Raw genomic sequence first — 12,254 nt, 5'->3', positions numbered from 1 at the left:
ACGACATGACAAACGCTTTTTTTAGGCTAATAAGAAAACGAGTACTCACGCTGGGAATGCTGCTGGGGTTGCTGCTGCCAGGTACCCTGTGGGCGCAGCCGCAGGAGCTCAAAGGCGCGGCCGTGCTGGTAGCGCCCTCGGTACCCGCGCCCATGCGCGAAACGGCCCCCAAGGTACTTCGGGAGGAAATCGCCCGGCGCACCGGACAGACGCTCCCCCTGGCGACGAGCTGGCCCAAGGGGGCGGTCATCGTGCTGGCGCTGGCGTCCGATCGGGAGGTACTGGGCGTACCCGTGCCGGTGGCTCGGGAGGAGCAGACCGTTACGCTGATCAAAGAGGAGGGGTACCGGGTAGTTAGTGAGCCCTACGGCAAAAGTACCCGCATCTGGGTGCTGGGCGTAGATGCGCGCGGGGTACTTTTCGGGACGGGCTGGCTGCTGCGGCATTTGCACATGACGCGCGCTCAATTCCAGCTCGACCAACCCGTAGACGTAGCCAGCGCCCCGGCCTACCCCATCCGGGGCCATCAGCTGGGGTACCGCAACACCGCCAACTCCTACGACGCCTGGACCGTGGCGCAGTACGAGCAGTACATCCGGGAGCTGGCCATTTTTGGGACCAACGCCATCGAAAACATTCCGCTCAACGACGACGACCCCAGCGTACACCTGAAGCTCCGGCCCGCCGAGATGAACATCAAGATGAGCGAAATCTGCCGGGCCTACGACCTCGACTACTGGGTATGGACGCCCGTGACCATCGACCTGGTCGACGCCGACAAGCGGGCCGAAGAGCTGAAAATTCACGAAAAATTTTACCGCGAAACCCCCAAGCTCGACCATATTTTTGTGCCGGGCGGCGATCCGGGCCATAACCACCCGCGCGAGGTACTTCCGTTTCTGAAAGACCTGCACGCTAGTTTAATAAAGTACCACCCCAAGGCCAAGATCTGGCTTTCGTTACAGGGCTTCAACGTGGAGCAGGTCGATTATTTCTATAGGTACCTGACAATCTTCGAACCCACTTGGCTACAGGGCGTGGTATCGGGGCCAAGCAGTCCGCCCATGTCCGACACGCGCTACCGCCTGCCCATCCGCTACCAACACCGCCAGTATCCTGATATCACCCACACGGTGCGCTGCGAGTTCCCGATGGAGAAGTGGGACCAGGCCTACGCCCTCACGCTGGGGCGCGAGCCGGTGAATCCAAGACCCTACGGTTTTGCCCAAATCCACGCCACCTGGGCACCCTACACCGACGGCTTCGTGTCGTACTCCGACGGCTGCCACGACGACCTCAACAAGGTACTTTGGAACCTGCGGGGCTGGAATCCCGAGCAGGACGTACGCGAGATTTTGCAAGAATACAGCGGATTTTTCTTCGGAAAAGAAGCGGCCTCCGCCGCCGCCGACGGCATTGCCGCCCTGGAGCAAAACTGGAAGGGGCCGCTGGCCGAGAACGGCGGCGTGGAAAGTACCCTGTTTTTCTGGAAAAATCTGGAGTCTAAGTACCCTGCGCTCAAAACCAACTGGCGCTGGCAAATGCTGCTGCTCCGGGCCTACTACGACGCCTACACGCGCCGCCGGCTCATCTACGAGCAGGAGCTCGAAAAACAGGCCAACGCCGTGCTGGCGCGGGTGGATCGCCTCGGGGCCGAACCGGCCATGAACACCGCGCTGGCGCTGGTGGAGAAGGCCGACAAATTCAACGTAGCGCCCGACCTACGGGAGAAGATCGAGGTACTTTGCGAGGAACTGTTCCAGTCCATTGGTCTGCAAACCAGCGTGCCCAAGCACCACGCCCGGGGCTACGAGCGCGGCTGCGTACTCGACTTCGTAGACTACCCCCTCAACAACCGCTGGTGGCTGGCCGACGAATTCGCCAAAATAAAGGCCCTGCCTACCGCCGAGGAGCAGCGCACCAGTCTGCACCAGCTTAGTACCTGGGAGAATCCGGGGCCGGGTAGCTACTACGACGACGTGTCGAACGTGAGCAAAGGGACGCGCGTCAGTACTACCTCCAACGACGCCACCGACGTGGCCTGGTGGAACAACGGCTTCAGCCGCGCGCGGCTTTCGTCGCAGCTTTTCCAGAAAAGTCCGGTGCTGCACTACGACAACCTGCAGCCCGGCGCGCGGTATAAAATCCGGGTGGTAGGCTACGGCGAGGCCCTGCTGCGGGTAGATGGTCATCGGCTGTCGCCGGTGGTGTACAACCGCGAGGCCGATGCCGTGAAGGAATGGATCGTGCCGTTGTCGCTCACGCAGGATGGCCGGATCACAGTGACCTTCGACGGGCCGGAGGAATCGCACCTCAACTGGCGGGAGCAGTCGCGGATCTCGGACGTGTGGTTGCTGAGGCAGTAGTGATGAAAACGCTTTATCCCGTGCGGGGTATCATCACGGTGCTTAACACACCCTTCGATGCCCACGGGCGGATAGCCGAGGATGATCTGCGGCAAAACGTGCGCCTGGCATTGCGGGCGGGTGTGGCGGGTTTTCTGGTACCGGCCCTGGCTTCGGAGGTGTACAGCCTCCGCGTCGAGGAGCGGCTGCAGATGGTGGCCGCGGTGCGGGAAGAAGTAGGAGGGCGGGTACCCGTGTTTGCCGGAGCGGGCGAGACGACCCCGGCGCGCCGTTTACAAATGGTGCAACACTACCGGGAGCTGGGCTGCCAAGAGGTACTTTTACAAATTCCGTTTACGAACGAAGCCGAATTCAAAAAGGAATTTTACCAATTGGCCGCCAAAGGCCCCGAGGTACTGATGCTGCAGGACTGGGACGCCAGCGGCTACGGCCTGCCCGAGGCACTCGTTCTGGAGCTTTTTCACGACGTAGAAAATTTTCGTTGTTTGAAAGTAGAAACCGTACCGGCGGGCGTGAAGTACAGTCGGCTGGGTACCTTGACCGAAGGACAACTGCACCTGAGCGGCGGCTGGGCCGTGACGCAGATGATCGAGGGACTGCGGCGGGGCGTCCATGCGTTCATGCCCACGGGTATGCACCGGATTTACACGGCCCTCTACCAGTATTTCCAAGCGGGACAATTCGAAAAAGCCGAAGCGCTTTTCCACCAGCTCCTGCCCGTGCTGGCCTTCTCCAACCAGCACCTCGACATCTCCCTGCATTTCTTCAAGCGCCTCTTGCACCGCCAGGGCGTGTACCGTACGTCACTGGTGCGGGCTCCCACGCTGCCCTTCGATACCTTCCATGAGCAATTGGCCGACGGACTTATCGAGCGAGTAATCCGGCTGGAGCGGGAGCTGGAAGGTACCTTGGAGGTACTTTAGTATTTTGTATAACGTTGTAGTGTGACCCCGCTGGGGTCATAGTTGTATTGATGCCCTACTATTCTATAAACATGTGACCCCTCCGGGGTCTGGACGGTGCTAGTTGATTCGCAAGAATCCGGAGGGGTCGAACGTAAGCGCACTATCGTACAAAGTACCCTTCCTCGAATAGTTACCCCACAACTTGCCGCCGCTTTAAGTACCTTTACACCGCCCATTGACCCCAAGGTACCCGTAAGAAGCTATGCTCGATTTCCGTTTACACGTTTTTTATACCGTCGCCAAGCGGCTTAGCTTTACCAAAGCCGCCGCCGAGCTGTTCATCACGCAGCCCGCCGTTACCAAGCACATCCATGAATTAGAGCAGCAGTTTGGGGTGGCGCTCTTTGAACGCCGCGGCAAGCAGATCAGCCTCACACCCGCGGGAGAATTGGCGCTGCACCACGCCGAGCTGATCCAGGCCAACTACCGGCAGCTCGAGTATGACCTCAACCAGCTCAAGGGCCTGCAAGCCGGGGCGCTGCGCCTGGGCGCGAGCTCCACGGTGGCGCAGTACGTGCTGCCACCGGTACTGGCTCGCTTCCACGAGAGGTACCCCGACATCGCCATTTCGCTCATCAGTGGCAATACGGAGCAGATCGAGCAGGCGCTGCTGCACAACGACATCGACATGGGGCTGGTGGAAGGCCGTACCCACGGGCAGGAGATCCGGTACACGCCCTTCGTGCAGGACGAAATCGTGCTCGTGACGCACCGGGAGCACCCGCTGGCCCAGCAGGACGAAATCACGCTGGAGGTACTTCGCACGCTCCCCCTGGTGCTGCGGGAGCGGGGCTCAGGTACCTTGGAGATCATCGAGCACGCCCTGCGGCAGGCAGGTCTTAAACTAACTGATTTGTCCATTGCCATGTACCTGGGGAGTACCGAGAGCATCAAATCCTACCTCTTTCACGCGCGCAGCGTGGCGTTTATTTCCATTTATGCCATCGAAAACGAGCTGCGCGCAGGTACCTTGCGGATTCTGGACGTCCAGGATCTGACCATCCGGCGCACGCTTTATTCGGTTCAGAAGCAGGGCGACAGCGACGCGCTGACCGAAACCTTCCTGCGTTTTGCCCGGCGGCACTATAACCAAACCTAATGGTGCATAACCAATAGTAATTGGCCTGGGGTACTTCCGTGCCGTACTTTTGTAGTAATCCAAGGCCCGCCGAGGGTACTTGGGTACTTTTAAGTATAGCAACTTTATATACTAACCAGATTTATGATTACGACCGATATATGCATCATTGGGGCCGGTCCCGTGGGACTGTTTGCCGTCTTTGAAGCCGGATTATTGAAAATGCGCTGCCACCTCATCGACGCCCTGCCGCAGGTGGGCGGGCAGCTGTCCGAAATTTACCCGCAAAAACCCATCTATGACATCCCTGGTTTTCCCGACGTGAAGGCCCAGGAGCTGGTGGATAACCTCATGGCGCAGGCTGCACCCTTCCATCCAACCTTTACGCTGGGGGAACGGGTGGAAGCCCTGGACCGGCAGGAGGATGAATCGCTGATCGTCCGGACCAACGAAGGTACCCAGGTGCACTGCCAGGTGGTGGTGATCGCGGGTGGTTTGGGCTGCTTCGAGCCGCGCAAGCCGGAGATCGAAGGCCTGGCCGACTTTGAAGGAAAAGGCGTAGGGTACATGGTGCGCAATCCCGAGCTGCTGCGCGACCAGCGCGTGGTACTGGCCGGGGGCGGCGACTCGGCCCTGGACTGGACCATCTACCTGGCCAACATCGCCAAGGAGGTAACGCTGGTACACCGCAGCGATTCGTTCCGGGGTGCGCCCGACTCGGCCGAGAAGGTATTTGAGTTGGCCAAAAACAACAAGATCAATCTGTTGCTCAATGCGTCCATCAGCAGCGTGAGCGGGAATGGTCGGCTCAAGGAACTGACCGTGGTAGGGAAGGACAAAAGCCGGATTCAGGTACCTACCGACCACTTCATTGCGCTCTTTGGCCTCACGCCCAAACTGGGGCCCATCGCCGACTGGAACCTGGCCATCGACAAGTCGGCCATTAGCGTCAATACCTTCGATTACAGTACCAACGTGGAGCGAATCTACGCCATCGGCGACATCAATACGTATCCGGGCAAGCTGAAGCTGATCCTGTGTGGTTTTCACGAAGCGGCGCTGATGTGCCAGAGCGCGTTCAAGTACGTGTATCCGCAGCAAAAGCTGAGCTTTAAGTACACGACCGTCAACGGGGTACACGCTTTTTAAGGTACCTGTTTTTTCAAGAAAGACTAAATTCTCCTATTCATGATCAACTTTGTTGTAGAAGACCGGGACGGCACGCGCCAGCCCGTAGAAGTACCCGAAGGCATTGGCCTCAACCTCATGGAGGTACTTAAGGCCTCCGAGTACAACATCCAGGCTACCTGCGGCGGCATGGCACTCTGCGCTACCTGCCACGTGCAGGTGCTGGAAGGGCTGGACAGCTTGCCGCCCACCAACGACGCCGAGCTGGATATTCTCGATACGCTGCCCAGCGCGGGCTTCGACAGCCGCCTGGCCTGCCAGCTCCGCGTGGACGAAACGCTGGAAGGGGCGCTCTTCTGTATCCGGGGCGAAGCGGGGTAGGGTACCTCTGGCACTGTTTCAAACAGTGCCAGAGGCGGGCGTATATATGCCAAAAGTTGTAGTTAAAGTACCCTAGGACAGAATAAAGTTTTTGTAGCACAATAGCCTATTGGAAGCGTAGGGGAGTACTTATGAAGAAGAACCAAAGCGTTCCTTACTCCCTAAACTCCTTATGGCATCCATTCCTTCTTCCATAGAGGTACCTGACAGCAGCAGGACCACCACCACCCACAAAAAAGCCCTGTCGGTACTGACGACCCTCTTCTTCATGTGGGGGCTCATTGCCGTCATGAACGACATCCTGATTCCCTACCTCAAGAAAATGTTCGAGCTTTCGCGGGCGGGCTCCATGATGGTACAGATGGCCTTCTTTACGGCCTACTTCACCGGTTCGTTGCTGTACTTCCTCATCTCCTCGCGCCGCGGCGACCCGATCGAAAAAATAGGCTACAAGAACGGCATGTTGCTGGGGCTGTTTACGGCGGCCTTCGGCTGCCTGCTTTTTTACCCGGCGGCGGAGCTTAAGCTCTACGGCTTTTTCCTGGTGGCGCTGTTTATCCTGGCGCTGGGGCTGGCGCTGCTACAGATCGCCGCCAATCCGTACGTGGCCATCATCGGTCCGCCCGCCACGGCTTCCAGTCGGCTCAACCTGGCGCAGGGCGTCAATTCCCTGGGAACTACCCTGGGGCCCATCGTGGGGGGGTACTTTATCTTCCATTTTTTTGCTACCTGGGGCGAGCCCCTGCTCAACCGGGCGGGCGAAATCATCCGGACCGACACCGGCATGCCCATGACGGTCGCCGCCGTGCAGCTGCCCTACATTGCCTTTGCGGTCCTTTTCCTGATCCTGGCGGCGCTCGTCAAATTCACCGAGCTACCAACCTTTGCGCAGACGGGAAAAATCGAGAAAGGAGCCGGGGCGCTGCGGCACCGCCACCTGGTGCTGGGGATGGCGGCGATCTTTTTTTACGTAGGTGCGGAGGTGAGCATCGGTAGTTTGCTAATCAACTACATCCACGAGCTCGTGGGGATTCCCGAAACCCAGGCCAAGTCGTACCTGGCGTTTTACTGGGGCGGCCTGATGATCGGGCGATTCTTGGGCGCTTACACGCTCAGCGACAGCCAGCTGAAAGTAAGCCCCTGGCTGGTGATGGCGGGTATTTCGCTGCTCACGCTGCTGGTGATTTATACCGCCGTAGCGCTGGAAAGCGGCTTCTCCTTTCCGGTGAGCCAGGTACTTCCCTTCCTGTTTTTTATCGCGCTCAACCTGGTCGCGTTCCGCCTGGGCCGGAACAATCCGGCCAAAACGCTGTACATTTTTTCCCTGATCGTGATGGGGCTCATCGTGGCGGCTATGCTCCTGGATGGCTACGCCGCGCTCTGGACGGTCATCAGCATCGGACTGTTTATTTCCATCATGTGGTCGAATATTTTCACCCTGGCCATCGCCGACCTGGGCAAAGACACCGCGCAGGGTTCTTCGCTGCTCATGATGTCGGTGCTGGGCGGAGCACTGGTGCCGCTGCTGCAAGGCTACGTGGCCGACCTCGTCGGAGGGTACCACTACTCGTTTTTTGTGCCGCTGCTGTGCTACGTATACCTCTTTTACTACGGGCTCAAGGGCCATAAGGTGGTTCGGTAACTGTATTCATTTTTGAGCGTAATCATGCGTTTGACAAGTACCCTTTTTCGTGCTTTCCTGCTAAGTACCCTGGGCGTGGGTAGTTGTTTCGCCCAAACCGGCAGCCCCGCCGAGCCGGTGCGCTACGTGGGTGGTGAGAGCGTGGACCCCAGCGTACACGAAGGCCGCCTGCGGTACGCCATGGGCGTAGAAAGCCGCCAGACGGTGCGCGCCAACCGCACCAAGCCGGAGCTGTCCGACGGCCACGGCTGGACCTACAACCACGCTTCCAACCTCTGCTACTGGAACGATACCTTCTACCAGCAGTACCTCAGCAACCCGGTCGACGAGCACATCGCGCCGGGTCAAACGCTGCTCACCACGTCCAAGGATGGCCGTACCTGGGCCCAGCCGCAGGTGGTTTTTCCGCCCTACCAGCCGCCCGCGGGCGTGAAGATCCCCACGGGCTCGACGGGCTACATGATGCACCAGCGCATGGGATTTTACGTCGCGCCGGACGGGCGCCTGCTGGTGCTGGCCTTTTATGGCCATACGGAAGATCCCTTTGCGGAGGGCGGCATTGGGCGCGTGGTGCGCGAAGCCTACCGCGATGGTACCTTCGGGCCCATTTATTTTATTCGGTACAATACCCTTCCTACTACGGACGGGGTACTTTGGAACGAGACGAATACCAGTTTTCCCTTTTACAAAAAAGCCCCCGACGCGGGTTTTGTACAAGCCTGCGAAGCCCTCTTGGCCAACAAGCTCATGACCCAGCAGTGGTGGGACGAAGACCAGGGCCTGGACGGGTTCTTTAACCTGACCAACGCCAAGAGTGCGCTCTCGTACTACCACCGCAAGGACGGCCAGGTGGTGGCGCTCTGGAAACGCTCGTTTGTGGCGCTCTCGCCCGACGAAGGCGCTACCTATTCCGAGCCCGTGAAGGTACCTACACTGGTTATGGCCGGGGGAAAAATGTGGGGCCAGCGCACCGACGACGGCCGCTTTGCCATCAGCTACAATCCCATCGACATTGACGAATACCGCTACCCGCTGGTGGTGGTGACGGGCGACGACGGCATTCTTTACGATAACATGCTGCTTGTTCAGGGCGAAGTACCTCCCCGGCGCTTCTACGGCCGCTGGAAGGACTTCGGTCCCTGCTACGTACGTGGTATCGTGGAAGGCAACGGCAACCCGCCCGGCCACGATATGTGGCTGACCTACAGCATGAACAAAGAAGATATGTGGGTGAGCCGGGTACCTACGCCCATCAGGTACGAGGTGAAAGGAAAGGTGTCGGACTCGTTTGACAAACTGGACCTCAACGGCCCCGTGCCCGACTGGAACATCTACGCGCCCCAATGGGCTCCCGTGGCGGTGGTGAGCTCCCCCGGCAAGCCCGGAAAATCCCTGGAACTTACCGACCGCGACCCCTACGACTACGCCCGCGCTATCCGGGTGTTTGAGGAAGGAAGCCGCGTGGAGGTGAAGCTGAGCGTGTACGCCGCCCAGACTACCGGCGGGCTGCTGGAAATTGACCTCACCGACCGCTACGGCAACCGTCCCGTGCGGCTGCGCTTCGACGCCCAGGGCCAGATCGTGGCCACCGATGGCAGTACCGAAAAGGTACTTCAAGCCTATACCTCCAACCGCTGGTATGCCCTCACGCTCCGGGCCAACGCCTCGCTGCGCGGCTCCTACGATCTGCTGATCGACGGCAAAGAGGTACTTAAAGGCGCGGCGCTGGCCGAGGCCGTCAAGTCGGTGGAGCGGCTGTCGGTCCGGACGGGTACTTACCGCGATTTGCCCAACCGCCGTACCCCCAACGAAACGCCCGAGCCCCCGCTGCCCGGTGCCGATGAGCCGGTCGCGGCGTCGGTCTTTTACGTAGATGACGTCCAATGCAAAGCTTCCAAGTGATACTCTTTATTCCTGATGATGAATTCTAAAAGTACCCCCGTGTTTTCTTTTTTTAGACAAAGTACCTGCGTAAGTACCTGGCTGATTATTCTTTTTTTGGGAATGGCTAATGGCCTTTCGGCCCAGTCGCTGGATTTGTCGCGGGCGCAAATTTATACGCCGATTAAAGATAAAAAAGTACTCCGGCGCAGCGTGGAGGTACTTCGGGAAGAAGTACAGAAGCGTACGGGTACCTTGCTGCCGCTGGCCACCAAAGTACCTACCGACGGCCGCCCGCTGATGTACCTGACGCTACAAAAAGAAGTACCTAACCTACCCGCCAAGTACCGCCAGCTACTGGGCCAGGTACCTACCCTGGCCGCCGAGGGTTTTTCGCTGGTGGCCGACCCGGCCTCCAACGCCGTGCTGCTGGTGGCCGCCGACGCCCGGGGGGTACTTTACGGCGTGGGGCAATTGCTGCGAAAACTGGAGCTGCGCCCCGGGCAGGTACTTTTGCCCCAACCGCTCCGGGTCACGACCAGCCCCAAGTACCCCATCCGGGGGCATCAGCTAGGCTACCGACCCAAAACCAACTCGTACGACGCCTTCACGGTGGCGCAGTTTGACCAGTACATCCGCGATCTGGCGCTGTTTGGGGCCAACAGCATCGAGATCCTGCCGCCGCGTACGGACGACGACTTCAGCAGTCGGCACATGAAACTACCCGCCATCAAGATGATCGCCGAGCAGTCGCGGATTTGTGACGAATACGGCCTGGACGTGTGGATGTGGTACCCGAATATGAACCCCACCTACGAGCATCCCGACTCTATTCAAAAAGAATTGAAAGAGCGCCACGAGGTATTCAAGGCCGTGCCCCGGCTCGACCACGTGTTTGTGCCCGGCGGCGATCCCGGCGACCTGGAGCCGGACGTCCTCTTCGGTTGGCTGCACCAGATGGCGGAGGTACTTCACCAGTACCATCCCCAGGCCAAGATCTGGGTGTCGCCGCAGGTATTCCGGCCCAACCAGGCCTGGTTCGACGCCTTTTTTAAGCACATCAACGCCGGGTACCCCTGGCTGGGCGGCGTGGTGTTTGGGCCGTGGGTAAAAATGCCCGTAACGGAAATCCGGAAGGTACTTAAGCCCGGCATCCCGATCCGGATGTACCCCGACATCACCCACAGCCTCAGCTCGCAGTTCCCGGTGCCGCACTGGGACCTGGCCTACGCCATGACGTTGGGGCGCGAGTGCGTGAACCCGCGGCCTTACGACGAAAAGATGATCCACAACGCCCTGGACGAGTATGCCTCGGGCAGCATCAGCTACTCGGAAGGTACCAACGACGACCTCAATAAGTTTGTGTGGAGCGATCAGGACTGGGACCCCAACCGCGACGTCATGGAAACCCTCCGCGACTACGGCCGGTTGTTCATCGGTCCCGACGTGGCCGAGGCCGTGGCGCAGGGCATGGTGGCGCAGGAGCGGAACCTGCGCGGTCCGCTGCTGCCCAACGAGGGGGTACTTCGTACGCTCACCCAGTGGCAGGCCATCGAGAAGCAGGCCGCCCAGCAGGTACCCACCAACTTCCGCCTCCAGATGGGCCTGCTGCGCGCCTACTACGATGCCTACGTGTACCGGCGGCTGATCTACGAAACCGAGCTGGAGCAGCAGGCGCGCGAGTACCTGCGCCAGGCGGGTACGCTGGGTACCCAGGTAGCAATGGAAAAAGCCCGAACTACCTTTGAGAAAGCCACCAAGTACCCCGTTGCGCCAGACTACCGCCAGAAATGCCTGGAGCTGGGCGAGCTGCTTTACCAGAGCATCGGCGCGCAACTGACCATCGAGCCCCACGGGGCGATGTCAGGCCGGGGTAATTTCCTGGACAACATCGACCTCCCGCTCAACGACGTACTCTGGGTCATGGACCAGCTCAGCGAAGTGGCCAAACTACCCTCCGAGGCAGAACGCCTCCGCGGCATCCACGCTCTGCTGCACCGCACCGATCCGGGGCCGGGGGGCTTCTACGATAATTTCGGCGCACCTGAGAGCTGGTATCGCGTGGTGTCGGACCGAAGCTACGAGGACGATCCGGGTAGTTTGCTTTCGCCGCGGGTGAGCTTCGGCGTGGGGCTCATTGGCGAGGAGTGGGTACACGAAGTGCGGGCCACGGGCTTCGACGGCAAGGCCACGCCCCGCGCCTGGATGCACCAGGTCAATACGCTCTACGACACGCCCCTGAAGATCCGCTACGACGGCCTGGACCCCACGGCTTCGTACAAAATCCGGGTGGCGCACACGGGGCGTTTTCGTTCCAAAATAAAACTCACCACCGACGACGGCTCCCTGATCCACGATTTCATCCAGACGGGCCGCCAGCCTTTTTACGAGTTCAAAGTACCCCAGGCCGCCAACGCTGACGGGCAGATTATTTTCCAATGGACCTGCGGCGAGGGCGAGCGCGGCGCGCAGGTAGCGGAACTCTGGTTGATTCGGGAGTAGGGAAGGTAGTAGCCAAAAGCTTTTAGCTAATCCAAGGGCTTCCATTTTCCTTTTGTAAAAAAAACGTTGCCAAATTTTGGAGAGTAGAACACGTAATAAAAAGACCCGACTTGCCGGTATAGCGTGGGCTTTTCTTCCATTATGTGATGTGCCGAACCAGTGCCGTAGGCACTAGATGTTTATAGCTAAAATGACCACCCAATCTACCTTCGTACCGTCAGGTACGTAACCCACCGCTGGTTGCGTACCTGACGGCACGCGGGTTCCCTGCCTAGGTCCTCTTTTCTATAAACATTCGACCGCTACGCGGC

At 59.4% G+C, this 12,254-nt stretch carries 8 protein-coding genes; all 8 read left to right on the top strand.

Annotated features, from left to right (window positions below; genetic code table 11):
- Positions 1–5 precede the first annotated feature (5 nt).
- The 8 genes from HNQ92_RS11000 (at position 6) to HNQ92_RS10965 (ending at position 11,943) form a co-directional block, all read left to right on the top strand.
- Positions 6–2,366, top strand: a complete 2,361-nt coding sequence (locus HNQ92_RS11000; RefSeq protein ID WP_184174073.1) for a hypothetical protein — start codon at positions 6–8, stop codon at positions 2,364–2,366.
- Positions 2,367–2,368: 2 nt separating this feature from the next.
- Positions 2,369–3,289, top strand: coding sequence for a dihydrodipicolinate synthase family protein (locus tag HNQ92_RS10995; protein WP_184174072.1), 921 nt, complete (start codon positions 2,369–2,371; stop codon positions 3,287–3,289).
- A 244-nt stretch (positions 3,290–3,533) separates the two neighbouring features.
- Positions 3,534–4,430 carry a LysR family transcriptional regulator gene (locus HNQ92_RS10990; protein ID WP_184174071.1) on the top strand — a complete coding sequence of 299 codons (897 nt, stop codon included), beginning with the start codon at positions 3,534–3,536 and terminating at the stop codon, positions 4,428–4,430.
- Between the two features lie 123 nt (positions 4,431–4,553).
- Positions 4,554–5,558, top strand: a complete 1,005-nt coding sequence (locus HNQ92_RS10985; protein ID WP_184174070.1) for an NAD(P)/FAD-dependent oxidoreductase — start codon at positions 4,554–4,556, stop codon at positions 5,556–5,558.
- 39 nt (positions 5,559–5,597) lie between these two features.
- Positions 5,598–5,918, top strand: coding sequence for a 2Fe-2S iron-sulfur cluster-binding protein (locus tag HNQ92_RS10980; protein ID WP_184174069.1), 321 nt, complete (start codon positions 5,598–5,600; stop codon positions 5,916–5,918).
- 172 nt (positions 5,919–6,090) lie between these two features.
- The gene (locus tag HNQ92_RS10975) at positions 6,091–7,560 is read left to right on the top strand and encodes a sugar MFS transporter (protein WP_184174068.1); all 1,470 of its coding nucleotides are present in this window, start codon (positions 6,091–6,093) and stop codon (positions 7,558–7,560) included.
- 24 nt (positions 7,561–7,584) lie between these two features.
- Complete coding sequence (locus tag HNQ92_RS10970) at positions 7,585–9,462, top strand: hypothetical protein (protein ID WP_246439985.1); 1,878 nt, start codon at positions 7,585–7,587, stop codon at positions 9,460–9,462.
- A 15-nt stretch (positions 9,463–9,477) separates the two neighbouring features.
- Positions 9,478–11,943: a hypothetical protein gene (locus tag HNQ92_RS10965; protein ID WP_343062986.1), complete on the top strand. Its 2,466-nt coding sequence runs from the start codon at positions 9,478–9,480 to the stop codon at positions 11,941–11,943.
- Positions 11,944–12,254: the final 311 nt, after the last annotated feature.

Source organism: Rhabdobacter roseus, from assembly GCF_014202275.1.
GTDB lineage: Bacteria > Bacteroidota > Bacteroidia > Cytophagales > Spirosomataceae > Rhabdobacter > Rhabdobacter roseus.
Note: the sequence above shows the minus strand (reverse complement) of the source record. Positions and strands in the feature narration are given on the sequence as shown.